Raw genomic sequence first — 25,441 nt, forward strand, 5'->3', positions numbered from 1 at the left:
CATGACCACCGCAGAGAAAGTGCAGCCGCGCCTGAAAGAGCGCTACCGCAACGAGATTCGCGATGCGCTGCACAAGGAATTCGGCTACGCCAACGTCATGCAGATCCCGACCGTGACCAAGGTGGTCGTCAACATGGGCGTCGGCGACGCCGCCCGGGACGCCAAGTTGATCAACGGTGCGGTCAGCGACCTGGCCCTGATCACCGGCCAGCGGCCCGAAATCCGCAAGGCCCGCAAGTCCATCGCGCAGTTCAAGTTGCGCGAGGGCATGCCGATCGGGGCGCGGGTCACCCTGCGGGGCGACCGGATGTGGGAGTTCCTCGACCGGCTCACTTCCATTGCGCTGCCGCGTATTCGTGACTTCCGCGGGCTGTCGCCCAAGCAGTTCGACGGCGTCGGCAACTACACCTTCGGACTGGCCGAGCAGTCGGTGTTCCACGAGATCGACGTGGACAAGATCGACCGGGTCCGCGGCATGGACATCAACGTCGTCACTTCGGCGACGAACGACGACGAAGGACGAGCGCTGTTGCGGGCCCTCGGCTTTCCGTTCAAGGAGAACTGAGTAGATGGCTAAGAAGGCACTGGTTAACAAGGCAGCGCGGAAGCCGCGGTTCGCGGTGCGTTCCTACACCCGCTGCAGCAAGTGCGGACGTCCGCGTGCGGTTTACCGCAAGTTCGGGCTGTGCAGGATCTGCCTGCGCGAAATGGCGCACGCGGGCGAGCTGCCCGGCGTGCAGAAGAGCAGCTGGTAACAGGCACAGGACTACAGACCAACCCAGAACAGGTGCGCGACAGGCCCCTAACGGGAACCATCGCGAGGAAGGTTACAGACGCTGTCATGACAATGACGGACCCGATCGCAGACTTCTTGACACGTCTGCGCAACGCCAATTCGGCGTATCACGACGAGGTGACGTTGCCGCACTCCAAGATCAAGGCCAACATCGCCCAGATCCTCAAGAGCGAGGGATACATCAGCGACTTCCGGACCGAAGATGCTCGGGTCGGCAAGGCGCTGGTCGTTCAGCTCAAGTACGGACCCAGCCGGGAACGCAGCATCGCCGGCCTGCGCCGGGTCTCCAAGCCCGGTCTGCGGGTGTACGCGAAATCCACCAACTTGCCGCGCGTGCTCGGCGGGCTTGGCGTGGCGATCATCTCGACGTCGTCAGGCCTGCTCACCGACCGTCAGGCAGCCAGACAGGGCGTGGGCGGCGAAGTCCTCGCGTACGTGTGGTGAGGGGGTAACCATGTCGCGCATTGGTAAGAAGCCGATTCCGGTTCCCGCCGGAGTCGACGTAACGATTGACGGGCAAAACGTCTCGGTGAAGGGCCCCAAGGGCACCCTCGGTCTGACGATCGCCGAGCCGATCACCGTGGTACGCAGCGAAGACGGTGCGATCGTGGTCAACCGGCCGGACGACGAGCGGGAAAGCCGTTCGCTGCACGGGTTGTCGCGCACGCTGGTGTCCAACCTGGTCACCGGTGTCACGCAGGGCTACACCACCAAGATGGAGATCTTCGGCGTCGGCTACCGGGTACAGCTCAAGGGCCGTAACCTCGAGTTCGCGCTCGGATACAGCCATCCCGTGTTGATCGAGGCGCCCGAAGGCATCACGTTCGCGGTGGAGTCGCCGACGAAGTTCAGCGTCACCGGGATCGACAAGCAGCAAGTCGGCCAGATTTCGGCGAACATCCGCCGCCTGCGCCGTCCCGACCCGTACAAGGGCAAGGGCGTGCGGTACGAGGGCGAGCAGGTCCGCCGCAAGGTCGGAAAGACAGGTAAGTAGTCATGGCGCAAAAACAAGCTACCGCCGAGCGGAAGCCGGTGGGGCAGAGCGTTTCCGCAACTCGCCGGGTCTCTCGACTGCGCAGGCACGCCCGGCTGCGCAAGAAGATCTCGGGGACCGGCGCGCGCCCGCGGCTGGTGGTGAACCGGTCGGCACGCCACATCCACGTGCAGCTGGTCAACGACGAGAACGGCACCACTGTGGCCGCCGCCTCGTCGATCGAGGCCGACGTTCGCGGACTGGATGGGGACAAGAAATCCCGCAGCGTGCGGGTCGGCCAGCTGATCGCCGAGCGCGCCAAGGCCGCCGGCATCGACAGCGTGGTGTTCGACCGTGGTGGATACAGCTACGGCGGACGGATCGCGGCGCTGGCCGACGCCGCCCGCGAGAACGGATTGAAATTCTGATGACTACTGGAAGGACCGCATAATGGCGGAGCAGTCCGCTGGGGGGCAAGGCGCCCCGGACAGCCGTGACGGCCGCGATTCCCGCGACTCCCGGGACGGCCGGGGTCGGCGCGACGGCGGCGGTGGCCGCGGTCGCGACCGTGACCGCGACGGCGACAAGAGCAACTACCTGGAACGGGTCGTCGCGATCAACCGTGTTTCCAAGGTGGTCAAGGGTGGTCGGCGCTTCAGCTTCACCGCCCTGGTCATCGTGGGTGACGGCGCGGGCATGGTCGGCGTCGGCTACGGCAAGGCCAAGGAAGTTCCGGCCGCGATCGCCAAGGGAGTGGAAGAGGCGCGCAAGGGCTTCTTCCGGGTCCCGCTGATCGGCGGCACCATCACGCACCCGGTGCAGGGTGAGGCGGCCGCCGGTGTGGTGCTGCTGCGCCCGGCCAGCCCCGGTACCGGTGTGATCGCCGGCGGTGCGGCGCGCGCGGTGCTGGAATGCGCTGGGGTGCACGACATCCTGGCCAAGTCGCTGGGTAGCGACAACGCGATCAACGTGGTGCACGCCACGGTGGCCGCGCTCAAGTTGCTGCAGCGTCCGGAGGAGGTGGCCGCTCGCCGCGGTCTGCCGATCGAAGATGTCGCCCCGGCCGGAATGCTGAAGGCGCGACGGGAAAGCGAAGCGCTGGCCGCCAGTGCAGCGCGTGAAGGAACGGCACCGCAATGAGCCAGCTGAAGATCACCCAGGTGCGCGGCACCATCGGGGCGCGTTGGAAGCAACGCGAGTCCCTGCGCACCCTGGGGCTGCGAAAGATTCGCCAATCGGTGGTGCGCGAGGACGACCCACAGACCCGCGGGCTGATCGCGGTGGTGCGCCACCTGGTTGAGGTGGAGGAGACCAAATGACCATCAAACTGCACGACCTGAAGCCGGCGCCCGGGTCGAAGACGGCGCGCACCCGCGTCGGTCGCGGTGAGGGCTCCAAGGGTAAGACCGCCGGTCGCGGTACCAAGGGCACCAAGGCACGTAAGAACGTGCCGGTGACCTTCGAGGGTGGTCAGATGCCGATCCACATGCGGCTGCCCAAGCTCAAGGGATTCCGCAACCGGTTCCGCACCGAGTACGAGATCGTCAATGTCGGTGACATCGGCCGGCTGTTCCCCGAGGGCGGTGCCATCGGTGTCGCCGAGCTGGTCGCCAAGGGCGCGGTTCGCAAGAACTCGCTGGTGAAGGTGCTCGGCGACGGCGACCTGACCGTCAAGGTCGACGTGTCGGCGCACAAGTTCAGCGGCAGCGCCCGCGAGAAGATCACCGGCGCGGGCGGCTCGGTCACCGAGGTCTCCTAGACTTCGCTCAAGCTCCCGCGCCCATCAGCGCCGATGCCGTACCGAGCGCGGAATCTAGTGCCGCGCTTCGGGTTTCGCTGTGCTCGGGCATACCGCGCGAGATCAGGATCGATCCGACCATCAACGCGACGATGCTCCAGGCCCGCTGCCGGCGGTTGGACTCTGCTCCGTCGAGTAGCTCGGTGATCCGGTCGACCAGTGCGATCATCTTGCGCTCATAGGCCTCTTTGACGGGCGGTTCGGCGCGCGAGACGTCCGCGCTCAACGCGGGCATCACGCACCCTCCCGCCACGTCGTGGCTGTGATCGGTGTTCATGTATTCGTGGACAAACGCGCGCATGTGCGCTCGCGCCTCGGCGCGGGTCATCGCGGCGGTGTCCGTGACGAACGGTTCGCCGAGCCCCGCGTCGATGACGGCCTCGAGAATCGCCGTCTTGTTCGGGAAGTTCGAATAGAACGCGCCCGACGTGACGCCCGCGGCGGCGGCCAGCCCGTCCACGCCGACGCCGTTGAATCCGCTCGTCTTGAGCGAACGGGTGCCGGCGCGCACGAGTGCGTCGCGCGCCCGCGCCTTCTGATCTGGCGGGTATCTCACCGGCCCTCCCTTCGCTTGACGGTCACCCCATCATAGGATAACGTCCGTTACGATAACGAGCGTTATTCAATAGATCCAGTGAAAGGCTCTCCGATGGTCAGCACGCAGGCGAAAGAGTTCGCCGACTTCTTCGGCGCCCTGAGCGCGCGGTCCGGCAACCCCGAGTTCGACCTGAGTACGGTGCGCGACGTCATCGAGACGATGCATGTCGCCACCAAAGAACCCGAGGGCGTGACCTACGCCGAAGTCGACGCCGGCGGCGTCGAAGCGCTGTGGTGCATTCCCGTCGACAGTGATCCGGACCGGGTGCTGCTGCACGGCCACCTGGGCGGCACCGTCGTGGCTTCCATGCACTCCGACCGCAAGGCCGCGGCGCACATCGCGAAGGCGGCGGGTGCGCGATCGCTGGTGCTCAACTACCGGCGCTCCCCGGAGCACAAATTCCCGGCGCAGGTCGAAGACGTGCGCAACGCCTACAACTGGCTGTTGGCGCAGGGATACCGGCCGGAAAACATTGCCAGCGTTGGTCATTCGGTCGGCGGCAACTTCGCGGTCGGTCTCGCACTGGCGCTGCGCGACGAGGGAGCCGCACTGCCGGGTGCGATCGTGTCGATCTCGCCGTGGGTCGATCTGACCATGACGAACGAGACCTACGACAGCAACGCGGAACGAGACCGGCTGCTGTCCCGTCCGCTCGCGGAGTTCTTCAGGTCGTGCTGGCTGGACGGCACCGGCGTGGGCTTCGACGACCCACGGGTGAGCCTGCTTGCCGCGGACCTGGCCGGGCTGCCGCCGACCGCGGTGTTCTGGGGCGGCGACGAAGTGCTCGCCGGCGAGGATGCCGACTTCGCCCGTCGCCTCGAAGCGGCCGGCAACGACGTTCTGGTGCGCGAGGTCGAGGGCGGCCAGCACTCCTTCATCATCGGCGCGGGCTGGGTGCCCGAGGTCGACGACGCGATCGCCGAAATCGGCGACTGGCTGCGCAAGAAACTGGGCGGCTGACTACCCGAGGTGCGGAATCACTTCCGCGGCAAGGCGTTCCATCTGCTCGCGATTTTCCGGAACGTCGGCGCCGACCGGGTTGAGCAGCAGCGTCTGCGCGCCGGCATCGATCACCTCTTGCAGGCCGCGAATGACGTCGGTCGGCGTGCCCGATACCGGAACCTGCTCGATCCCCGGTATCAGGCCGTTGTAGATGCGGTTCAGGCCGCCGAGCACCCGCTCGCGGGCGCGTGCCGCGTCATCGTCGACCATCAGGTACACGCGCTTGCTGATCGGGAAGTGCGCCGGGTCCTTCTGCTGTTCGGCCAGCTCGCGTCGCACGATAGGGACGGCTGCGGCGAAGGCTTCGATGCCCGAGGCGCCCGCGCCCATGAACGCGTCGCCATGGCGCACCGCCCGGGCCAGGGCCTTGGGGGCCATGCCGCCGAACCAGATCGGCGGATGTGGGCGCTGCACCGGTTTGGGCGCAAACGGCAGGTCTTCGACGTCGCGGAACCGGCCGTGGAAGTCCACGGTCGGCTGGTCGGACCAGGCCGCCTTCATCAGGTTCAGGCCCTCGGTGAACCACGAAATGAAGGTGTCTTTTTCGACGCCGAACGCGGTGAGCGTGACCCCGCCGCGACCCGGCGCGACGCCGATATCCAGTCGGCCGTGGCTGATCCGGTCGACCGTCGTCACCGCCGAGGCCAACTGCAACGGCTCGTGCTGCGACGTCACCAGCACGGCCACCCCCAGCCGCACCCGCTTCGTGAACGCCGCGCAATACGACAGCAGCTCCAGCGGTGCCAGCAGCGGCGCCCGGCCGATGGTCTGCTCGAGCGTCCAGATCCCTTCGAACCCGAGTTCTTCGGCGCGCAGTACGTAGGAGCGCAGCCCGTCCGCGTCGAAGACGTCGTAGTCGAACTGCGGGATCGCGATGGAGAACCTCACGGCCTCACCCTACGGGCATCGATCGGTACGCTGCAGTTATGTTCGCCTTTCTGCCTGCTCTGCCCGGTGTCGACGACGTGCGTGCCCTGGCCGGCCGCGTCGACACGGTTCGCCACCACGGTGTACCCAACGGCTGTGTGCTCGAATTCAATCTGCGTTCGATGCCGCCCGAGACGGCGGGCTTTGACCCGATGGCGTTCGTCACCGGGGCGGAGCGACCGATAACGCTGCGCCAGGCGGTCGCCGCGATTCACCGTGCCGCCAAGGATCGCCGGGTGGCCGGGCTGATCGCCCGCGTCCAGCTCGCGGCCTCGCCGCCGGCAGCGGTGCAAGAGCTGCGCGAGGCGATCGCGGCGTTCAGCGCCGTCAAACCGTCGCTCGCCTGGGCCGAGACCTACCCGGGCACGCTGTCCTACTACCTGGCTTCGGCGTTCAGCGAGGTCTGGATGCAGCCCTCGGGCAGCGTTGGACTGATCGGCTTCGCGAGCAACGCGACGTTCCTGCGCACCGCGCTGGACAAGGCGGGGATCGACGCCGAGTTCGTCGCCCGGGGCGAATACAAGTCGGCGGCAAACGTTTTCACCGAAGAGGGCTTCACCGAAGCCCATCGTGAAGCGGTCACCCGGATGCTGGAGAGCCTGCAGGACCAGGTGTGGCAGGCGATCGCGGAGTCGCGCAAGATCGACGTCACCGCGCTCGACGCGCTGGCTGACCGGGCTCCGCTGTTGCGCGACGACGCGGTGGCCTCCGGCCTGGTCGATCGTATCGGCTTCCGCGATCAGGCCCATGCCAGGATGGCGGAATTGGTTGGTGCGGAAGATATTTCGGCTGACGAAGACGGCGCCGAGGCCGACCCGGAGAAGCTGGCGCCCCGGCTCAACCTGAGCCGCTACTGCGCGGCGGGCCGGTCGCGATTGGTGCCGCCGGCGCCGCCGATTCCGGGACGGCGACCCAAGCCCACCTTCGCCGTGATCACGCTGCAGGGTCCGATCGTCAACGGGCGCGGCGGACCCCAGATGCTGCCGTTCGGCAACTCGAGCGTCGGCGGTGACACGATCGCGGCGGCGCTGCGGGAGGCGGCAGGCGACGATTCGGTGTCGGCGATCGTGCTGCGGATCGACAGCCCCGGGGGTTCGGTCACGGCATCGGAGACCATCTGGCGCGAGGTGGCGCGGGCCCGCGAACGCGGCAAGCCGGTGGTGGCGTCGATGGGTTCGGTGGCCGCGTCCGGCGGCTACTACGTCGCTATGGCCGCCGACGTGATCGTGGCCAACCCGGCCACCATCACCGGCTCGATCGGTGTGATCACCGGGAAGCTGGTGTTCCGCGATCTCAAGGAGCGCTTCGGAGTGGTGTCAGATGCGGTGCGCACCAACGCCAATGCCGACGCGTGGTCGACGGATGTGCCCTTCACCGCGCAGCAGCGTGCCGACCGGGAGGCCGAGGCGGACTTGATCTACGCCGACTTCGTGCAGCGCGTCGCCGACGGGCGCAACCTCAGCACCGAGGCCGTCAACGCCGTTGCCCAAGGGCGGGTGTGGACCGGAGCCGACGCCCTGGAGCGCGGCCTGGTCGACGAACTCGGCGGTCTTCGGACCGCGGTGCGCCGCGCCAAGATTCTGGCCGGCCTGGACGAGGATGCCGAGGTCCGGGTCGCCAGCTTCCCGGGATCCTCGTTGCTTCAACTGGTGCGGCCCCGGGCGTCCTCGCAGCCGGCCGCCGCGTCGCTGCCGGATGTGCTCGGCGCACTGATCGGGCGCACCGTTGCCGCGGTGGTGGACAACCTCGAGCAGGCGGTCAACGGTGCCAGTGTGCTGTGGCTGGGGGAGTCGCGCTTCTAACTCTCGAGCCGGCCGCTGATGAAGATGATCTCGCCCAGCGGGTCGTCGTCCTCCGGCGGGAGGACCTCCAGGCCGTTCTGCTGGAACAGTTCCGTCCGCGTCACGCCCTCGACGTTCCAGCCCTTGGTGCCCAGGTAGTCGACGACGTGATTACGCTGACCGGCGTACACCAATGACGCCATGTCGATGTCGATGCCGTGCTCCCGGAACGAGCCCGACATCTCCCGTACCCGGTCGGCGTCGAAATCGATTATCCCCGGGACGAATTCGGTGGCGATCGTGCTGCCCGGCGCGGACAGGGCGGTGATGTTGTCGAACAGCAAGTCCTGGGCGTCCGGCGGCAGGTAGATCAGCAGTCCCTCGGCCAACCACGCGGTCGGCGTGGTGGTGTCGAACCCAGCGGCCCGCAGCGCCGCGGGCCAATCCTGGCGCAGGTCGATCGCAATGGTGCGCCGAGTGGCGGTGGGGTGGGCTCCGATACCGGCCAAAGTGGTTGTCTTGAACTGGATTACCTGCGGTTGGTCGATTTCGTACACCACTGTCTCGGCGGGCCACGGCAACCGGTAGGCGCGCGAGTCCAATCCGGACGCGAGGATCACCACCTGGCGCACGCCGCCGGTGGTGGCATCGACGAAGTAGTCGTCGAAATACTTCGTGCGCACCGCCATTCCGTCGATCATTGCCCGCATGCGGATCGGTGAGGCGTTCTCGACCGCCGAGAGGTCGAGCTCGCCGTCCATCATCTTGGTGAAGAAGTCCACGCCGACTGCGCGCACCAGCGGTTCGGCGTACGGATCGTTGATCAATGCGCGCGGATCCTTCGTCGCCATGGCACGTCCGGTCGCGACCATCGTTGCGGTCGCGCCCACGCTGGACGCCAGATCCCAATTATCGTCGTGTGCACGAGCCATGGGGAGGACTCTAGCCAAGGCCTACTTCAGCGTCGCGGCGACATAGCTCAGGTCGCCGAAGGCGGCCGTCATCTCGTCCGAGGGAAATTCAAACCCGTTGCGGGCATACAGCTCCCTGGTGGGATGGGCCGTCACCTGCCAGCCGTGCGTGCTCAGGTAGTCCACCACGACGCTGCGCTCGCCCTGGTAGAACAGGGCGGCCGCGTCGAGGTTGAACCCGAAGCTGCGCCAGCGGTCGCTGATCTGTTGCAAGCGCTCGTCGGTGAACGCATTGGGGTCGGGCACATGCTCGGTTGCGATGCGACTGCCGGGCGCGCTCAGCGCGGTGATGTTGTCGAATAGCCGGTCCTGGGCCTCCGGCGGCAGGTAGGGCAGCAGTCCTTCGGCGCTCCAGGCCGTCGGCTGCGTGACGTCGAATCCCGCGGCGCGCAATGCGGTGGGCCAGTCGTCGCGCAGGTCGATGGCGACGGTGCGGCGCTCGGCGCTCGGCGCGGCGCCGATACCGGCCAGTGTGTCGGTCTTGAACTCGATGACCCGGGGCTGATCGATCTCGTAGACCACCGTGCCGGCCGGCCACGGCAGCCGGTAGGCCCTGGTGTCCAGGCCGGACGCCAGGATCACCGCCTGCCGCACACCGACTTCGGTTGCGCCGGTAAAGAAGTCGTCGAAGAACCTGGTGCGCACCGTCATCTGATGGATCCGCGCCTGGCGGTTGAGCAGCGCGTCGTCCTCGAAGTCGATCTCGCCGTCGATCACGCGGACGAAGACGTCCAGCCCCACGGCCCGCACCAACGGATCCGCGTATGGATCGTTCAGTAGCGCGTCGGGCCCCTGCGAGGCCACCGCGCGGGAGGCGGCGACCATGGTGGCCGTCGCTCCCACGCTGTTGGCCAGGTCCCAGCTGTCGCCTTCGGTACGTCCTGTCTGAGTGCTCATCTATTTCGCTTTCTTTTCCAGGGCGCCGCTGGTGTAGAGCATCTCGCCCATCCGCATGTCGTCGTCCTCGAGTGGGGCGAAGCCGTTGTCCGCGAACAACTCCCGGATGCTGCTGCTTTGCAGACGCCACCCGCGGTCGGCAAGGTATCCGACCGCCTCGTTGCGGTCGCCGAGGTAGACCAGACCCGCCATGTCGAGATCGAAACCGTGTGCGCGCCAGCGTTCGGCGATGGTCTGCATGCGCTCGCGCATCTTGTCCTCTTCACCGGGCTCGGGGTTCGGCGCGCTCTCGGTGGCCAGCCGGCTGCCCGGCGCGCTCAGCGCGGTGATGGTGTCCAGCAGCCGGTCCTGGGCGTCCGGCGGCAGGTAGCCGAGCAGACCCTCGGCGCTCCACGCCGCGGGCTGGGCCGGGTCGAAGCCGGCGGTGCGCAGTGCGGTGGGCCAGTCGTCGCGCAGATCGATGGCCACCACCCGGCGGTCGGCGGTCGGCGCGGCGCCCAGGTCGGCCAGCGCCTTGGTCTTGAATTCGATGACCTGCGGCTGGTCCACCTCGTAGACCACCGTGCCGGCCGGCCAGGCCAACCGGTAGGCGCGCGAATCGAGCCCGGAAGCCAGGATCACAACCTGCTTGATACCCGCCGTCGTCGCATCCGTGAAGAACTCGTCGAAGAACTTGGTGCGCACGGCCATGTTGTCGGCCATGCGCGACATCGCCCCGGCCGATCCCGCCGTCCCGTCGTGCACGTCGTTCAGCTCGGCGGGGTCCAGCTCGCCGCTGGCCAGCCGGGAGAGTAGGTCCACGCCGACGGCCTTGACCAGCGGTTCGGCGAATGGGTCGTTGATCAGTGGGTGATCGGCCCGGGTGGCGATCGCGCGCGCGGCCGCGACCATCGTGGCGGTCACGCCGACGCTGGACGCCAGGTCCCAGGTGTCGCCCTCGTATCTGGTGGAAGTCATCGGTCCCCCTCTATCGGATGTATTTAGCTTACCTTCGTTAATACTTAGCTAATATAACAAGCTCCCACCACTGTACGCTTCCCGCGATTCGGGGCAACCTTGACGAATGGTGTACACCGCGTCCCTTGGGATGACCGGGAAACGGGTGCTGATCACGGGTGCTTCCTCGGGCCTGGGCGCGGCCCTGGCCCGGCGGCTGGCCGGGCAGCAGGCGGTGGTGGGGCTGATCGCCCGGCGACGCAACCGTCTCGATGAGGTGCTCGCAGACTGCCGACGAACCTCGCCGGCCTCGGCGATGTGGGTGGCCGATCTGGGCGACACCTCGGCGATAGCCGAGCTGGCCGGGCAGGCCTGGGACGGCCTCGGCGGCGTCGACGTGCTGATCAACAATGCGGCGATGCCGAAGCGCCGCCGCGTCACCGAACTGGATCCCGGCGAGGTCGAGGACGTCATGCGGGTGAACTTCTTCGCGCCGATGCGCATGACGCTGGCCCTGCTGCCGCGGATGCTGGCGCGCGGCTCGGGCCTGATCGTCAACGTGTCCAGCGTCGGCGGTCGGCTCGGGATCATCCACGAAACCGCCTATTGCGCCAGCAAGTTCGCGCTGTGCGGGTGGAGTGAGGCGATGGCCGTGGACCTGCACGGCAGCGGCGTCACGGTGAAACTGATCGAGCCGGGCCCCGTCGACACCGAGATCTGGGATCAGCCGGGCAGCGAGGATCCGATTTATCAAGGCCCCAAGGCCGGCGCCGAAGAGGTGGCCGACGGCATCATTTCCGCCCTGGGCAGCGAACGATTCGAGCACTATGTGCCCGACATGAAGGCGGTCGTCGACGCCAAGAACGCCGACCTCGACGCCTTCATCGCCGGGGTGGCCAAGATGGCGCCCCGATGAAGGCGCTGGTGTACGGCGTGGCTCCGGAGCCGTTCGAAGTTCCCCAGGACGCCAATACCCTGACGCTCAACCTGGCCCGCACCCCGACCGCCCTGCGACAACTTCCGGATCCTCAACTGCCCCACGAGGATTGGGTGGTCACCCGGCCGCGGCTGACGGGCATCTGCGGGTCGGACTCCAAGCAGATCCTGATGGATTTCGGCGAGGACGACGCAGACAACGCGATGGGCGGCTTCTGTTCCTTCCCCCAGGTGATGGGCCACGAGGTGGTCGCCGACGTGGTGGCGCTGGGGCCCAAGGCACGGGGGCTCGAGGTGGGGCAGCGGGTCGTGCTCAACCCGTGGCTGTCCTGCGGGCCGCGCGGTATCGAGCCGGTGTGTCCCGCCTGCGAGAGCGGCGACTACAGCCTGTGCTGGAGCTTCACCGACGGCGATATCAAGCCGGGCATCCACACCGGGGTGTCGGCCGACGTGACCGGCGGCTACGCCGAATTGATGCCCGCGCACGACAGCATGCTGTTCGCCGTTCCCGAAGCGATACCCGACGAGATGGCCGTGTTCGCGGACCCGTTTTCGGTGTCACTGCACGCGATCACCCGCCATCCGCCGCCCCGCTCGGGCCGGGTCTTGGTCTACGGCGCCGGTTCGCTCGGTTTGGGTGCGGTCGCGATCCTGCGGGCGCTGTATCCCGACGTGGCGGTGGCCGTGGTGGCGCGCTTCGACGCCCAGGCCGAAGCGGCCCGAAAGTTTGGGGCCGCCAAAGTCGTTGCGCACGAACCACGCCTGGCCCTGATCGAAGAGCTGGTCGCATGGGGCGGCGGCCGCTTGCGCCAGCCGCTGCTGGGGCTGCCGATGGCGCACCCGGGGGCGGTCGACGTCGTCTACGATACGGTCGGTAAGCCCGAGACATTCGAGGTCGGAGTGCGGGTGCTGCGCTCGCGGGGAACGCTGGTGAAGGCCGGAGTCCACGCGCCCGGGCGCTGGGAGTGGAGTCCGCTGTACTTCAAGGAAATCGCCCTCGTCGGGTCCAATGCGTTCGGGTTCGAGGAGGTCGACGGGCAGCGCAAGCACGCGATCGGCCACTACCTCGACCTCGTCGCGGCCGGCCGGGTGGACCTGCGCCCGATGCTGACCCATACCTTCGCGCTGGACCGTTGGCGCGACGCCTTTTTGGCGATTGCCAACCAGGGCGAAAGCGGCGCCATCAAGGTCGCCATCGACCAGCGCCAGTCCAGCGTTAGCCGGGCCGGGTGGCGCGGTAGTAGGTGAGTCGTCCCACGAACCAATGCCGCTCGGTGGCGACTTCCGTGCAGTCCAATCCGGCGGAACTCAGCAGCCGGGGAATCGCGTCGCCGAGATTGCCGGTCGCGTGCGGGCTGTGCCTGACCAGGCGCGCCGCCAGCCCGTCCTCGGGGGTCATGTTGCCGCCCATGTCGACCAGGTGCAGCCGGCCGCCGGGGCGTAGCACTCGGAAGATCTCGGCTGCCGCATCGGTTTTCGCGTCGGTGTGCAGGTGGTGCAGCATCATCGACGACAGCACCCGATCGAACTGGCCGTCGTCGTAGGGCAGGCGTTGCGCGTAGGCTTGTTCGAATCGAATACCCGTCAATTGCTTGGCTTTTCGCTGGGAACGCCGGAGTGCCAGCGGGTCGGGGTCGGATCCGATCACCTCGGCACCGGGATAGGCCCGTTTGGCTCGGATTGTGAGATTGCCGGTGCCGCAGCCGATTTCCAAGATGCGCTGGCCGTTGGTGAGGTCGGCCTGATCGATCAGCCGCTGATGAACTCGCCGCAGGCCGAACAGGCGGGACATCAGGTCGTAGCCGGGCAGAAATGCGTCGTGCCCGGCCGCGGGAAGGTAGTCATGTGGAGGATGTTTGGTCATGCGATCCATACTGGACCAGTGTCTCATCGTAGAATTGGGTGATCTTCGCCATAAATTGGACTATATTTTGCAATCATGACGCAGCCACCCCGGTTGATCGGCCACCGCGGCGGTGTGCCGATCTACCAATATCGGACCGGCCCGGACACGTCTCCGGTGTCGCTGCATCGTCACCTGGGCGAGCTCGGCGGGCGGGGCCGTCACATTCACGACTTCCCGGCGCTGTGGTACGTCCCCGCGGTGGGCCTGGTGTATGTGGCCGCCGCCGGCGAGGTGCTCGACCCCGGGCAGCTGGCAGATTTGGATGCCGGTGTGGCGGTGTTCTTCGATCCCGCCGCGCTCGGCGAGGACGCACGCTCGCCGTGGCCGGCCTGGCGGGGTCACCCGCTGCTCTTCCCGTTCCTGCACGGACATTCCGGTGGGGTGTTGCGGCTGGAAGTACCCGAGGACCGACAGGGCATGTGGGACAACACGATTCGAGCGATCGAAACCGAGCTCACTGCCCGCCAGGATGGGCATCGTCAGGCGGCGCTGGCCTACCTGACGCTACTTTTGATCGAGCTCGCGCGGCTGGCCCGCGATGTGGTGGCCGATTTGAAACGCAGCGGCGAGCCACTGCTGGCCGACGTGTTCGCGGTGATCGAACGCCGTCAGGGCGAGGCGTTGTCGCTGCGCGACGTCGCGGGTGAACTTGGGGTAACGCCGGGCCATCTCACCACGGTGGTGCGTCGCCGCACCGGGCGCACCGTGCAGGAGTGGATCATTGACCGCCGGATGGCCGCGGCGCGCACCCTGCTGGAGCAAACGGATCTCCCGGTCGCCGAGATCGCCCGGCGAGTCGGGGTTTTCGATGCCGGCTATTTCAGCCGCCAGTTCACCCGGGCGCACGGCATGCCGCCGCGTAAGTGGCGTCGGCACGCCGCCTAGGCCATCGCTTGCCCGATGGTGCCGGTCGACCACTGAACCACCCGACAAGTCATAGCTTTTCGATCTCCAGCCATTCGTCGACTTCGAATTGATCACCGACGGCGCGGATCGATGTGCCGCCGTGGCCGGGGTAGTGGGCCGGGATCATGGTGGCGCGCGCTCGCGCGGCCTCGGTGAAGATGTGCCGCCGGGTGGCGGCGGCCGCGGTGGCGTCGACGTCGAAGGCGCAGGGGTCGGCGGGGCGGCGCAGCTGCAGCGGGCTGTGCGTGATGTCGCCGACGAACACCGCGGGCGCTCCCGCGTCCAGCCACAGCACCGAGGAGCCGGGCGTGTGGCCGGCGGCGGGACGCAGCCGCAGTGACGGGCTGATCACATAGTCGTCGGACCAACAGACGAGCTGGCCCGCCTTCTCGATGGGCAACACGCTGTCGGCGAACACCAGCTGGTCGCCGTGCTGCGCGATGGCCTCCTGTTCGGTGCGCGGCGATCGCCGCGCGACGGGCCCGTCGGGGGCGAAGTAGCGGTAATCGGCTGCGGGAGCCAGGTATCGGGCGTTGGGAAACGTCGGTACCCAGGTGTTGCCGTCGAGCATCGTGTTCCACCCGACGTGGTCGGAATGGATGTGGGTGTTGATCACCACGTCCACGGCGGCGCGGTCGATACCGGCCGAGTCCCACGCGGTGAGGAATGCGGTTTTCAGCTGATCCAAGGGCGGCATGTGCGGGCGCTGACGGTCGTTGCCGACGCCGGTGTCCACCACGACGGTCAGCCCGTCGACCTCGATGACCCAGCTTTGCACCGCGATCCGCCACTTCTCGGTGTCGGGGTCGAAGAAGTCCGGCACCAGCAGGTCGGCATTGTCGTGCCATCCGTCCGGCGGGGTTCGGGCGAAAGACGTTGTCCCCAACTCGAACTGGAATTCCACGATGCGCGTGACACAGGCGCGGCCCAGCTGCACTCGGCTCATAGGGGATTTTCCCGCAGGTAGCCGTAGACCCCGGCGAAGTTGCGGTTCACGTCTTCGGGAATCGGCACCGGTCCTCCGAGAGCCCTTGCACCCCAGACAATTTGAGCGGTGCGCTCGACGAGTGCGGTGATATGCAGGACCTTGTCCGGTCGCGGGCCCACCGCGACCAGGCCGTGATTGGCGATCAGCGCTGCGCCGCGACCCTCCAGCGCCTTGACGGCGTTGGCCCCGACGTCGGGCGTGCCGGAAGCGGCGTAGTCGGCGCAGCGAACGTCGCCGCCCACGTAGACCGCGAATTCGTCGATGCAGGCCGGAATCGGTTGGTGAGCGATCGCGAACATGGTGGCCCACACCGGATGACTGTGAATGACGCTGCCGATATCGTCGAACGCCCGATAGGCCGCCAGGTGCAGTTGCATTTCCGATGACGGCGCCCGGCCGTCCTTGGCATGCTGCACCGCACCTTCGGGGTCGACGAGCACCAGGTCGTCGAGTTCCATGTCGCGATAGTCGACCGACGAGGGGGTGATGACGATGTTGCCGTCGGAGCGTCGCGCCGAGATGTTGCCGGCGGTTCCCTCGACGAGGCCGCGGCGCAGCATGTCCTTGGCCGCGTCCAGCACCGCGGCTTCCGGGTTGTCCACGAACTTCATGACCTCAGCACCTCCGGGTTGACGATATGGGTGGGCGGGTTGCCGGATAGCAACGCTTCCAGATCGTCGGCGACCATCTGCGCCTGCCGTGCCTCGGTGTCCCAGGTCGCCCCGCCGATGTGCGGGGTCAGCACGACGTTCGGCAGGCTCACCAACGGATGATCCGCCGCCAGAAACTCGCCCACGAAATGGTCCAGTCCCGCCGCGGCCACCTTGCCGGCGCGCAGCGCGTCGACGAGCGCGTCGGTGTCGTGCAGTTGCGCGCGGGCGGTGTTGAGAAAAACGACGCCGTCGCGCATCGCGGCGAATTCGCTCGCGCCGATCATCCCCAAGGTGTCCTCGGTGACCGGCGCGTGCAGCGAGACGATGTCGGCCTCGCTGAGCAGTTCGTCGAGGCTGTGCTGGGCTTCGTCGTGATACGGGTCGTAGGCGATGACCCGCATGCCCAACCCGGTCAGCCGCCATCGCAGGGCCCGGCCGACGGCGCCCAGGCCCACCAGTCCCGCGGTGCGCCCGGCGATCTCGGCGCCCCGGAAACGCTGATAGGGAATGCTGCCGTCACGAAACATGTTGCCGCTGCGCACATCCGCGTCGGCGGTCAGCAGGTGGCGGGTGGCGGCCAGCAGCAGGGCCACCGCCAGCTCGGCGACCGCGTCGGCGTTGCGGCCCGGGGTGTTCAGCACCGGGATACCCGCCGCGGAGGCTCCGGCGATGTCGACGTTGTTGGGGTCGCCGCGGGTGGATGCGATCGCGCGCAAGCCGGCGTCGAACACCGGGCCGCGCACCGAGTCGCTCTCCACCACAATCACGTCGGCGGCTTCTGCACTGATACGCTGCGCCAGCTGCTCGGGGCCGTAGATGCGCAGCGGGGTCTGATCGAGCTCACTTATCCAAGGGTCGTAGATCACATCGGCGAGCTGCCGGAGTTTGGCGAACCCCGGACCACGCAGCGGGGCCGTCACCAGGGCACGCGGTCTTGATGTCACGAATGCCAATGCTGGCGTACGGTGACGCCCGTGTCACGTAACGGCGTCACGATCGGCATCGACATCGGCACCACGGCGGTCAAAGCGGTCGCCGCCGACGCCGACGGCAACGTGACGGCGCGGGTGCGTATTCCGCATCGAGTCCGGGTGCCGGCGCCCAACCGTTTCGAGCACGACGCCGACGAGGCGTGGCGGCGCGGCCCGCTGGCGGCGCTGGACCAGGTGCGGCAACAGGCCCGGGGACCCGAGCCCCGCGCGGTGGCCGTTTCGGCGATGGTTCCCTCGCTGACCGCGGTCGATGCCGCGGGCCGGCCGTACACGCCGGGACTGTTGTACGGCGACGAGCGCGGCCGGATCGACGGCGATCAGCCGCTGCCCGCGCTGGGCGAAGCCGCCGAGTTCCTGCGCTGGACGGCTGCCGAAGCCCCCGGGGCGGCCGGGTTCTGGCCGGCACCGGCGGTGGCCAACTGTGCGCTGTCGGGCGAGGCGGTGATCGACTTCGCGACCGCGGCCACCTCTTACCCGTTGTTCGACGGCACCGGCTGGAATGCGGCGGCGTGCGCCGAGCGCGGCGCCACCGTCGCGCAGCTGCCCCGGGTGGCGGCGATCGGCGCCGCGGCCGGCCAGGTGAACGGGACCCGTGCCGTGCTGGCGACCGGTGCCGTCGACGCGCTGTGCGAGCAGATGGTGGCCGGCGCCGACCGCGACGGCGACGTGCTGGTGATGTGCGGCACCACGCTGATCGTCTGGGTCACCGTTCCCGAGGCCCGCCAGGTGCCGGGGCTGTGGACGATTCCGCACACCAAGGCGCCCAAGAGTCAGATCGGTGGCGCCAGTAACGCGGGCGGGCTGTTTCTCGGCTGGGTGGATCGCGTCATCGGACCCGGCGACCCCGAGTCGGTCGATCCGCGCCGTATCCCGGTGTGGTCGCCCTACATTCGCGGGGAACGCACACCGTTCCACGACCCGGACCGCCGCGCCGTGCTCGACGGCGTCGACCTCACCCACGGCCCCGCGGCGTTGCGCCGGGCCGCCTACGAGGCGTCGGGCTTCGTCGTGCGTCAGCTGATCGAGCTCAGCGGAGCGCCGGTGTCGCGCATCGTCGCCACCGGCGGCGGGACCCGGCTGTGGCCTTGGATGCAGGCGATCGCCGACGCCACCGGTCGGCCGGTGGAGGTATCGGGGGTTGCCGAGGGCGCGGCGCTGGGGGCGGCATTTCTGGGCCGGATCGCAGCCGGGCTGGAGACCTCGATCGCCGACGCCGCGCGCTGGGTTTCCACCGAGCGCATCGTCGACCCCGATCGGGCCTGGGCGGCCGCGGTCGAGGATCGCTACCGCCGTTTCCTGGAACTCGGCGATCGGCCGTCGCGCCCATCAGAGTCGAGGATCTAGCGCGATACTCGCCTTGGCGATCTAGTCTGGTGCAATGACTGACCAGGACCGCAAAGCCGCCCGTAGAGAGATCGCAGACGCCCTGTTGAAAGCTCTTGAACGCCGGCATGAAATTGCCGACGTCGTGGTGGAGTCGGAAAACAAGGCAGTCGCGATCGAGGGGATCGTCAAATTGCTCGACACCTCCCACCTCGCCGCCGAAGCGGTGATGGGTATGTGCTTCGAGCAGCTCACCATCGATTCGCGCCGCAAGATCCTCGCCGAACTCGAGGACTTGAACAAGCAGCTGAGTTTCACGCTCGGGGAGCGCCCGGCGAGCTCGGGGGAGAGCCTGGAGCTGCGGCCGTTTTCCGCCGCCGAGGACCGCGACCTGTTCGCCGTCCGCACCGAGGAAATGGGTGCTGCGGGCGACGGATCCGACAAGCCGGCGGGCGACCTCGACGACGAGATCCGGGCGGCCCTGGCCCGTGTCGACGACGAGGAGGCCGCCTGGTTCGTCGCCGTCGATTCCGGCGAGAAAGTGGGAATGGTGTTCGGCGAGCTGGTCCGCGGCGAAGTCAACGTGCGGATCTGGATTCACCCCGACCACCGCAAGCGTGGCTACGGCACCGCCGCACTGCGCAAGTCGCGCTCGGAGCTGGCATGGTGCTTCCCCGCCGTGCCGTTGGTGGTCCGCGCGCCGGCGGCCAAACCGGGCTGACCGGCTACGGCAAGACGGCGACCACCGAGATGTGGTTCTCCAACGCCTTGAGGCCCTCGCCCGGCGGCACCGGCAGCCCGGCCTCGGCGAACTGATCGGCGCGGGTGCGCGGCGTAATCTGCCAGCCGGCCTCGCTCAGGTAATCCGCGGCCGGCGTGCGTTCACCGTGATAGACCAGCGCGGACACGTCGGTGTCGAAGCCGTACTGCCCCCAGCGCTTGGCCATCGCCTTGGCGCGTTTCTCGAGTAGGGGCATGCCGTCGCGGTGGTACTCGGTCGCCAGCCGGCTGCCCGGCGCGCTGAGCGTGGTGATGGCGTCGAACAACCGATCCTGCGCCTGGGGAGGCAGATACATCAGCAGGCCTTCGGCGCTCCACGCCGTGGCTTTGGTCTCGTCAAAACCGGCTTGGCGCAACGCGTTTGGCCAGTCGTCGCGCAGGTCGACGGCAACGGTCCGGCGCGCCGCGGTGGGCTCGGCGCCCAGGTTCGACAGAGCGGTGGTCTTGAACTCGATCACCGTCGGCTGGTCGACCTCGTAGACGACCGTGCCCGCCGGCCACGCCAGCCGGTACGGCCGCGAGTCCAGGCCCGAGGCCAAGATCACCACCTGGCGGATGCCCGCATCGGTCGCGTCGGTGAAGAAGTCGTCGAAATACCGGGTGCGCACGGCCATCATGTTGACCATGCGCGCCAAGTTGAACTCCACATCGGGGTCCGCGTCGGGGTCGAGACCACCGGTCTCATCGGTGATTTCGCCGTCGAGCACTCGGATGAAGAAATCCGCGCCCACCGCACGAACCAACGGGTCGGCGTATGGATCATCGATCAGGGCGCCGGGTTGCTTGCCGGCCAGGGCCCGGCAGGCGGCGACCCAAGTCGCGGTGGCCCCCACGCTCGAGGCCAGGTCCCAGGTGTCTTGCTCGGTGCGCGTCATGCTCAGGCTCCTAGTGTTGCCGACAAATATTTGATGTCGCCGAAGGCGGCCATGGTCGGCTCGGTCGGGAACTCAAAACCGTTGTGCGCGTACATCTCCTGGGTACTGCGCACCGTGGTCTGCCAGCCCCGTTCGGTGAGGTAGGCCGCCACGTCGTTGCGCTGGCCGGTGTATACCAACTCCGACCAGTTCAGATCCAGCCCCATCCGGCGCCACCGTTCACTCATCTCGCGGCCCCGCTTTTCGACGCGGTCACGCATGTCGGGTACGTAGCCGGTAGCGAGGCGGCTGCCGGCGGCGGACAGCGCGGTGATGTGGTCGAACAGTCGGTCCTGGGCGTCCGGCGGCAGGTAGCCCAGCAGGCCTTCGGCGATCCAGGCCGACGGCTTGGTGGAGTCGAAGCCATTGTTGCGCAACGCAGCCGGCCAGTCGTCGCGCAGGTCCACCGCCACCGCACGCCGATCGGTGGTCGGGGCCGCGCCGAGATCGGCCAGGGTGCGGGTCTTGAATTCGATCACCTGCGGCTGGTCGATCTCGTAGAGCACGGAGCCGTCCGGCCACGGCAACCGGTAAGCGCGGGTGTCCAGCCCGGACGCGAGAATGACCGCTTGGCGCACACCGGCTTCGGCGGCCTCGAGGAAAAAGGTGTCGAAGTACCGGGTGCGCACGGCCATGCCCTCGCTGAGCCGCTGCGGGGTGAACGCGGGATCGTCCTCGACGAGTTCGACCTGGCCGTTCATCATCCGGATGAAGGCGTCCACGCCGACGGCGTTGACCAGCGGCTCGGCGTAGGGGTCGTCGATCAGCGGGTTGGGGCCCTTGGAGGCCATGGCCCGGCGGGCGGCCACCGCGGTGGCGGTGGCTCCCACACTGGACGCCAAATCCCAACTGTCACCGTCGAATCGCTTGCTGTCGGTGCTCGTCATGCATGCGCTCCTAACTGAGAGTTGCGGTAACAGACACGATGTTGCGCAGTTGGGACAGTGCCTCGCTGTCGTGGAAGTCGCGGCCGTAATCGGCGAACAGTTCGCGCCGTGGACGCGAGCTCACCTGCCAGCCATGGCCTTTCAGGTACTCGACGACGTCGCTGCGCTCGCCGTCGAAGAACAACTGCGACAGGTCGATGTCGCAGCCCAGATTCAGCCACCGCTGGTTGAATTCCCGGGCACGCTCGGACATCGTCGTTTCCGACGGCGGATGGAACTCGGTGGCCAGCATGCTTCCCGGTGCGGACAGCGCGGTGATGTTGTCGAACAGCCGGTCCTGGGCGTCGGGGGGCAGATACATCAGCAATCCCTCGGCGCTCCACGACGTCGGCCGGGTCACGTCAAACCCGCTGCTGCGCAAGGCCGCCGGCCAGTCGTCGCGAAGATCGACGCTGACGGTGCGACGTTCGGCCGACGGCAGCGCGCCCAGGCTCGACATCGTGGTGGTCTTGAATTCGACGACTCGGGGCTGATCGACTTCGTAGACCACGCTGCCGTTCGGCCAGGACAGCCGGTAGGCGCGCGCGTCGAGCCCGGCGGCCAGAATGACCGCTTGGCGGATGCCGTCTCGGGCGGCGTTGAGGAAGAAGTCGTCGAAGAAACGGGTGCGCACCGCGATCGAGTCGGTCTCGACCTGCAGGTCACCGCGGCCGTTCTCGGGGGTTTCGGCGGCGGTGAGCTCGCCGTCGACCACCCGGCGGAAGAAGTCCAGCCCGACGGCGCGCACCAGGGGCCCCGCGAACGGATCGTTGATGATCGGGTTGTCTTCCTTGCTGGCCACCGCGCGAGCCGCGGCGACCATGGTGGCGGTGGCGCCGACGCTGGAAGCAAGATCCCAACTGTCTTGGTCAGTGCGTGTCATGGTGCTCCTCGATCGTCGGCAGCCAGCTTTGATACTTAGCAAATGCAACGAGCTCACAGAACTCTACGCCTGGTTGCTGTCCGCTTCCTGAATTTTTTGGGCACTTTTCATACGGCTCCATGACGCCCTTTTAAGGATCTGCTCCGACCAGCTGTTAGTCTCGTACACGATTTGACGCGTGACGCCGTACGTCCTGGCCTGCGGGTGTTGAGCGCGCGTAAACGCAGGATTACCACCCCGGCCGCGCAGGAGGATAGAAGTGCTTTCGGCTTTCATCTCGTCGCTGCGAACAGTCGACTTGAGACGGAAGATCCTCTTCACGCTTGGCATTGTCGTGCTGTATCGCGTCGGCGCCGCTTTGCCGTCGCCCGGCGTCAACTACCCGAACGTGCAGCAGTGCATCAAAGAGGCCAGCGGCGGCGAAGCCGGACAGATCTATTCGCTGATCAACCTGTTTTCCGGCGGTGCGCTGCTCAAGCTCACGGTGTTCGCGGTGGGCGTGATGCCCTACATCACCGCCAGCATCATCGTGCAGCTGCTCACCGTGGTCATCCCGCGGTTCGAGGAATTGCGTAAGGAAGGCCAGTCCGGCCAGGCCAAGATGACGCAGTACACGCGTTATCTGGCGATCGCGCTGGCGATTCTGCAGGCCACCAGCATCGTGGCGCTGGCGGCCAACGGCGGTCTGCTGCAGGGCTGCTCGCTGGACATCATCGCCGACCAGAGCATCTTCACCCTGGTCGTCATCGTGCTGGTGATGACGAGCGGTGCTGCGCTGGTGATGTGGATGGGTGAGCTGATCACCGAACGCGGCATCGGCAACGGCATGTCGCTGCTGATCTTCGTCGGCATCGCCGCCCGCATCCCCTCCGAAGGCAAGACGATCCTGGACAGCCGCGGCGGGATGATCTTCACCGCGGTGCTGGTCGCCGCGCTGATCATCATCGTGGGCGTGGTGTTCGTCGAGCAGGGCCAGCGCCGGATCCCGGTGCAGTACGCCAAGCGCATGGTGGGCCGTCGCATGTACGGCGGAACCTCGACGTATCTGCCGCTCAAGGTCAACCAGGCCGGTGTCATCCCGGTCATCTTCGCGTCGTCGCTGATCTACATTCCGCACCTGATCACCCAATTGATCCGCAGCGGCAGCGGCGGCGTGGGCAACAGCTGGTGGGACAAGTTCGTCGGCACGTATCTGTCCGACCCGAGCGACCCGGTCTACATCGGCATTTACTTCGGGCTCATCATTTTCTTCACGTACTTCTATGTGTCGATCACCTTCAATCCCGACGAGCGCGCTGACGAGATGAAGAAGTTCGGCGGATTCATCCCCGGCATCCGGCCGGGCAAGCCCACCGCCGACTATCTGCGTTTCGTGCTGAGCAGGATCACGTTGCCGGGCTCGATCTACCTCGGTGCGATCGCGGTGCTGCCCAACCTGTTCCTGCAGATCGGGAACGCCGGGGCGGTGCAGAATCTGCCATTCGGCGGTACTGCGGTTCTGATCATGATTGGCGTCGGTTTGGATACCGTCAAACAGATCGAGAGTCAGCTGATGCAGCGCAACTACGAAGGGTTCCTCAAGTGAGAGTCGTATTGCTGGGGCCACCGGGGGCGGGTAAAGGCACGCAGTCGGAGAAACTCAGCGAGAAGCTCGGGATCCCGCAGATCTCCACCGGCGATCTGTTCCGGAGCAACATCGGGCAGGGCACCAAGCTGGGCCTGGAGGCCAAGCGCTACCTGGATGCCGGTGACCTGGTGCCGTCTGACCTCACCAACCAGCTTGTCGACGACCGGCTGAACGACCCCGACACCGCCAACGGCTTCATCCTGGACGGGTATCCCCGCTCGATCGAGCAGGCCAAAGCCCTGCACGAGATGCTCGGACGGCGCGGCACCGACATCGATGCGGTGCTGGAATTCCGGGTGTCCGAGGACGAGTTGCTGCAGCGGCTCAAGGGCCGCGGCCGCGCCGATGACACCGAGGAGGTCATCCTCAACCGGATGAAGGTCTACCGCGACGAAACCGCGCCGCTGCTGGAGTACTACCGCGACGAACTGAAGACCGTCGACGCGATCGGATCGTTGGACGAGGTATTCGCCCGCGCGCTGCGAGCGCTGGGCAAGTAACGATGCGCCCGCTGGCGCGGCTGCGCAGAAGCAAGGTGGTGCCGCAGCGCAGCGCCGGCGAACTCGACGCGATGGCCGCGGCCGGTGCCGTGGTTGCCAACGCGCTGCAGGCGGTTCACGCGGCCGCCGTCTCCGGGGTGTCCACGTTGAGCCTGGACGAAATCGCCGAATCGGTGATCCGGGAACTCGGCGCGACACCGTCGTTCCTGGGCTATCACGGCTACCCGGCCTCGATCTGTGCGTCGGTGAACGCCCGGGTGGTGCACGGCATCCCGTCGGCGGCCGAAGTCCTCGCCCCCGGTGACCTGGTATCCATCGACTGCGGCGCGGTGCTGGACGGCTGGCACGGCGACGCCGCGATCACGTTCGGGGTCGGGAAGCTCGATCCCGCCGACCAGGCGCTTTCCGCGGCGACCCGGGAATCGCTGGAAGCCGGAATCGCGGCGATGATCCCCGGTAACCGGCTGACCGACGTCGCGCACGCCATCGAAATGGGGACGCGGGCGGCCGAGGTCCGCCATCGCCGCGCATTCGGGATCGTCGAAGGCTACGGCGGGCACGGCATCGGCCGGCAGATGCACATGGACCCGTTCCTGCCCAACGAGGGATCCCCGGGCCGCGGACCGCTGCTGGCCCCCGGTTCGGTGCTGGCCATCGAGCCGATGCTGACGCTTGGAACAGGCAAAACGCGGGTGCTCGACGACGACTGGACGGTCACCACGACCGACGGTTCGCGTGCGGCGCACTGGGAGCACACCGTGGCGGTCACCGACGACGGGCCCCGCATTCTCACCTTGAGCTGAACCTCGAACCAAACACCTACTCCACTCGTGTCAATTGGCAGGAGGTGATCGAGTGGCCCGGGGCGCTGGTACTTGGAGGGCGTCGGGGGCGGCAGAAGCTGCGTTGATGAAGGCGCTCTACGACGAGCACGCTGCCGTGCTGTGGCGTTACGCGCTGCGGCTGACCGGCGATGCCGCCCACGCCGAGGACGTCGTTCAGGAAACGCTGCTGCGAGCCTGGCAACATCCGGAGGTCGTCGGCGACACCGAGCGGTCGGCGCGTGCCTGGTTGTTCACCGTTGCCCGGAACATGATCATCGACGATCGGCGCAGCGCCCGGTATCGCAACGTGGTCGGCTCGCTCGACGAAGACGGAGCGCCCGAGCAGGCCACGCCCGACGAGGTCAACGCCGCCCTGGACCGGTTGTTGATCGCCGATGCGATGACGCAACTGTCCGCGGAACACCGCGCCGTCATCGAACGTTCGTACTACCGCGGCTGGACCACCGCGCAGATTGCTGGAGACCTTGACATTGCCGAAGGAACCGTGAAGTCGCGACTACACTATGCCGTGCGGGCTTTGCGGCTCACTCTGCAGGAACTCGGAGTTACTCGATGACAGCGCTGCCTTATCTGGGGGGCCTTT

At 67.4% G+C, this 25,441-nt stretch carries 31 protein-coding genes; 19 read left to right on the top strand and 12 right to left on the bottom strand.

Features of this window, described 5'->3' with window-relative positions; translation table 11 throughout:
- The first annotated feature begins 1 nt into the window (after position 1).
- The 8 genes from rplE (at position 2) to rplO (ending at position 3,528) form a co-directional block, all read left to right on the top strand.
- Positions 2-565: a 50S ribosomal protein L5 gene (rplE, locus tag BN973_RS06755; protein WP_036466723.1), complete on the top strand. Its 564-nt coding sequence runs from the start codon at positions 2-4 to the stop codon at positions 563-565.
- Positions 566-569: 4 nt separating this feature from the next.
- Positions 570-755 carry a type Z 30S ribosomal protein S14 gene (locus BN973_RS06760; protein ID WP_036466725.1) on the top strand — a complete coding sequence of 62 codons (186 nt, stop codon included), beginning with the start codon at positions 570-572 and terminating at the stop codon, positions 753-755.
- An 86-nt stretch (positions 756-841) separates the two neighbouring features.
- Entirely contained in the window at positions 842-1,240 is a 399-nt protein-coding gene (rpsH, locus tag BN973_RS06765; protein ID WP_036466727.1) for a 30S ribosomal protein S8, read from the top strand.
- Between the two features lie 10 nt (positions 1,241-1,250).
- Positions 1,251-1,790, top strand: coding sequence for a 50S ribosomal protein L6 (gene rplF, locus BN973_RS06770; RefSeq protein WP_036466729.1), 540 nt, complete (start codon positions 1,251-1,253; stop codon positions 1,788-1,790).
- A gap of 38 nt (positions 1,791-1,828) precedes the next feature.
- Positions 1,829-2,197 carry a 50S ribosomal protein L18 gene (gene rplR, locus BN973_RS06775; RefSeq protein ID WP_169718217.1) on the top strand — a complete coding sequence of 123 codons (369 nt, stop codon included), beginning with the start codon at positions 1,829-1,831 and terminating at the stop codon, positions 2,195-2,197.
- A gap of 22 nt (positions 2,198-2,219) precedes the next feature.
- Positions 2,220-2,909 carry a 30S ribosomal protein S5 gene (gene rpsE, locus BN973_RS06780; protein ID WP_025737588.1) on the top strand — a complete coding sequence of 230 codons (690 nt, stop codon included), beginning with the start codon at positions 2,220-2,222 and terminating at the stop codon, positions 2,907-2,909.
- Positions 2,906-3,088 (top strand): 50S ribosomal protein L30, encoded by a 183-nt coding sequence (rpmD, locus tag BN973_RS06785; protein ID WP_036466734.1) that lies wholly within the window; start codon positions 2,906-2,908, stop codon positions 3,086-3,088. The genes rpsE and rpmD overlap by 4 nt, the downstream gene beginning before the upstream one ends.
- Entirely contained in the window at positions 3,085-3,528 is a 444-nt protein-coding gene (gene rplO, locus BN973_RS06790) for a 50S ribosomal protein L15 (RefSeq protein ID WP_036466735.1), read from the top strand. Before rpmD ends, rplO begins: the two co-directional genes overlap by 4 nt.
- A gap of 7 nt (positions 3,529-3,535) precedes the next feature.
- Here the strand turns inward: rplO and BN973_RS29860 are convergent, their stop codons facing one another.
- A complete protein-coding gene (locus tag BN973_RS29860; RefSeq protein ID WP_051641141.1) occupies positions 3,536-4,123 on the bottom strand; it encodes a TetR/AcrR family transcriptional regulator in 588 nt (195 codons plus the stop codon).
- Between the two features lie 93 nt (positions 4,124-4,216).
- Here BN973_RS29860 and BN973_RS06800 point away from each other — a divergent pair, with 93 nt between their 5' ends.
- The gene (locus BN973_RS06800; RefSeq protein WP_036466736.1) at positions 4,217-5,125 is read left to right on the top strand and encodes an alpha/beta hydrolase; all 909 of its coding nucleotides are present in this window, start codon (positions 4,217-4,219) and stop codon (positions 5,123-5,125) included.
- On the opposite strand, the gene BN973_RS06805 is transcribed toward BN973_RS06800, so the two are convergent.
- A complete protein-coding gene (locus BN973_RS06805; RefSeq protein WP_036466738.1) occupies positions 5,126-6,055 on the bottom strand; it encodes an LLM class flavin-dependent oxidoreductase in 930 nt (309 codons plus the stop codon).
- A 38-nt stretch (positions 6,056-6,093) separates the two neighbouring features.
- Between BN973_RS06805 and sppA the strand changes: the two genes are divergently transcribed.
- Complete coding sequence (gene sppA / locus BN973_RS06810; protein WP_036466741.1) at positions 6,094-7,896, top strand: signal peptide peptidase SppA; 1,803 nt, start codon at positions 6,094-6,096, stop codon at positions 7,894-7,896.
- Here the strand turns inward: sppA and BN973_RS06815 are convergent.
- From BN973_RS06815 to BN973_RS06825, 3 genes are read right to left on the bottom strand one after another with little or no spacing between them, the layout of a single operon-like run.
- Entirely contained in the window at positions 7,893-8,807 is a 915-nt protein-coding gene (locus tag BN973_RS06815) for a class I SAM-dependent methyltransferase (RefSeq protein ID WP_036466743.1), read from the bottom strand. The two genes, sppA and BN973_RS06815, sit on opposite strands and share 4 nt — an antisense overlap.
- A 21-nt stretch (positions 8,808-8,828) precedes the next feature.
- A complete protein-coding gene (locus tag BN973_RS06820) occupies positions 8,829-9,743 on the bottom strand; it encodes a class I SAM-dependent methyltransferase (protein ID WP_036466745.1) in 915 nt (304 codons plus the stop codon).
- On the bottom strand, positions 9,744-10,700 hold the full coding sequence (locus tag BN973_RS06825; RefSeq protein ID WP_036466746.1) for a class I SAM-dependent methyltransferase: 957 nt from the start codon (positions 10,698-10,700) through the stop codon (positions 9,744-9,746).
- A gap of 130 nt (positions 10,701-10,830) precedes the next feature.
- Between BN973_RS06825 and BN973_RS06830 the strand changes: the two genes are divergently transcribed.
- Together BN973_RS06830 and BN973_RS06835 are read left to right on the top strand one after the other, a co-directional pair.
- Complete coding sequence (locus BN973_RS06830) at positions 10,831-11,595, top strand: SDR family NAD(P)-dependent oxidoreductase (protein ID WP_036466750.1); 765 nt, start codon at positions 10,831-10,833, stop codon at positions 11,593-11,595.
- Positions 11,592-12,863: a zinc-dependent alcohol dehydrogenase gene (locus tag BN973_RS06835; protein WP_051641142.1), complete on the top strand. Its 1,272-nt coding sequence runs from the start codon at positions 11,592-11,594 to the stop codon at positions 12,861-12,863. The genes BN973_RS06830 and BN973_RS06835 overlap by 4 nt, the downstream gene beginning before the upstream one ends.
- On the opposite strand, the gene BN973_RS06840 is transcribed toward BN973_RS06835, so the two are convergent.
- Positions 12,832-13,479 (bottom strand): class I SAM-dependent methyltransferase, encoded by a 648-nt coding sequence (locus tag BN973_RS06840; protein WP_407067577.1) that lies wholly within the window; start codon positions 13,477-13,479, stop codon positions 12,832-12,834. The two genes, BN973_RS06835 and BN973_RS06840, sit on opposite strands and share 32 nt — an antisense overlap.
- A gap of 75 nt (positions 13,480-13,554) precedes the next feature.
- On the opposite strand from BN973_RS06840, the gene BN973_RS06845 reads away from it, so the two are divergent.
- Complete coding sequence (locus BN973_RS06845) at positions 13,555-14,406, top strand: helix-turn-helix transcriptional regulator (protein ID WP_036466754.1); 852 nt, start codon at positions 13,555-13,557, stop codon at positions 14,404-14,406.
- Between the two features lie 49 nt (positions 14,407-14,455).
- On the opposite strand, the gene BN973_RS06850 is transcribed toward BN973_RS06845, so the two are convergent.
- Genes BN973_RS06850 through BN973_RS06860 form a run of 3 tightly spaced genes read right to left on the bottom strand, consistent with a single transcriptional unit; the run spans position 14,456 to position 17,012 of the window.
- Complete coding sequence (locus BN973_RS06850) at positions 14,456-15,373, bottom strand: MBL fold metallo-hydrolase (protein ID WP_036466756.1); 918 nt, start codon at positions 15,371-15,373, stop codon at positions 14,456-14,458.
- Positions 15,370-16,026: an L-fuculose-phosphate aldolase gene (locus BN973_RS06855; RefSeq protein WP_036466759.1), complete on the bottom strand. Its 657-nt coding sequence runs from the start codon at positions 16,024-16,026 to the stop codon at positions 15,370-15,372. Before BN973_RS06855 ends, BN973_RS06850 begins: the two co-directional genes overlap by 4 nt.
- The gene (locus BN973_RS06860) at positions 16,023-17,012 is read right to left on the bottom strand and encodes an NAD(P)-dependent oxidoreductase (RefSeq protein ID WP_036466762.1); all 990 of its coding nucleotides are present in this window, start codon (positions 17,010-17,012) and stop codon (positions 16,023-16,025) included. The genes BN973_RS06855 and BN973_RS06860 overlap by 4 nt, the downstream gene beginning before the upstream one ends.
- A gap of 30 nt (positions 17,013-17,042) precedes the next feature.
- On the opposite strand from BN973_RS06860, the gene BN973_RS06865 reads away from it, so the two are divergent.
- Positions 17,043-18,404 carry a xylulokinase gene (locus BN973_RS06865; protein WP_036472111.1) on the top strand — a complete coding sequence of 454 codons (1,362 nt, stop codon included), beginning with the start codon at positions 17,043-17,045 and terminating at the stop codon, positions 18,402-18,404.
- Between the two features lie 34 nt (positions 18,405-18,438).
- On the top strand, positions 18,439-19,104 hold the full coding sequence (locus tag BN973_RS06870; RefSeq protein ID WP_036466765.1) for a GNAT family N-acetyltransferase: 666 nt from the start codon (positions 18,439-18,441) through the stop codon (positions 19,102-19,104).
- A gap of 4 nt (positions 19,105-19,108) precedes the next feature.
- Here the strand turns inward: BN973_RS06870 and BN973_RS06875 are convergent, their stop codons facing one another.
- From BN973_RS06875 to BN973_RS06885, 3 genes are read right to left on the bottom strand one after another with little or no spacing between them, the layout of a single operon-like run.
- The gene (locus tag BN973_RS06875) at positions 19,109-20,038 is read right to left on the bottom strand and encodes a class I SAM-dependent methyltransferase (protein WP_036466768.1); all 930 of its coding nucleotides are present in this window, start codon (positions 20,036-20,038) and stop codon (positions 19,109-19,111) included.
- Between the two features lie 2 nt (positions 20,039-20,040).
- Positions 20,041-20,964 carry a class I SAM-dependent methyltransferase gene (locus BN973_RS06880; protein ID WP_036466769.1) on the bottom strand — a complete coding sequence of 308 codons (924 nt, stop codon included), beginning with the start codon at positions 20,962-20,964 and terminating at the stop codon, positions 20,041-20,043.
- Positions 20,965-20,974: 10 nt separating this feature from the next.
- Positions 20,975-21,886, bottom strand: coding sequence for a class I SAM-dependent methyltransferase (locus tag BN973_RS06885; protein WP_036466771.1), 912 nt, complete (start codon positions 21,884-21,886; stop codon positions 20,975-20,977).
- 259 nt (positions 21,887-22,145) lie between these two features.
- On the opposite strand from BN973_RS06885, the gene secY reads away from it, so the two are divergent.
- From secY to BN973_RS06905, 4 genes are read left to right on the top strand one after another with little or no spacing between them, the layout of a single operon-like run.
- Complete coding sequence (gene secY, locus BN973_RS06890; protein WP_036466773.1) at positions 22,146-23,471, top strand: preprotein translocase subunit SecY; 1,326 nt, start codon at positions 22,146-22,148, stop codon at positions 23,469-23,471.
- Positions 23,468-24,013, top strand: coding sequence for an adenylate kinase (locus BN973_RS06895; protein WP_036466775.1), 546 nt, complete (start codon positions 23,468-23,470; stop codon positions 24,011-24,013). The genes secY and BN973_RS06895 overlap by 4 nt, the downstream gene beginning before the upstream one ends.
- Positions 24,014-24,015: 2 nt before the next feature.
- On the top strand, positions 24,016-24,816 hold the full coding sequence (gene map / locus BN973_RS06900) for a type I methionyl aminopeptidase (RefSeq protein WP_036466778.1): 801 nt from the start codon (positions 24,016-24,018) through the stop codon (positions 24,814-24,816).
- Positions 24,817-24,868: 52 nt separating this feature from the next.
- Complete coding sequence (locus BN973_RS06905; RefSeq protein ID WP_036466780.1) at positions 24,869-25,414, top strand: sigma-70 family RNA polymerase sigma factor; 546 nt, start codon at positions 24,869-24,871, stop codon at positions 25,412-25,414.
- The last annotated feature ends 27 nt before the right edge of the window (positions 25,415-25,441 follow it).

The sequence above is a fragment of the Mycobacterium triplex genome (assembly GCF_000689255.1).
GTDB lineage: Bacteria > Actinomycetota > Actinomycetes > Mycobacteriales > Mycobacteriaceae > Mycobacterium > Mycobacterium triplex.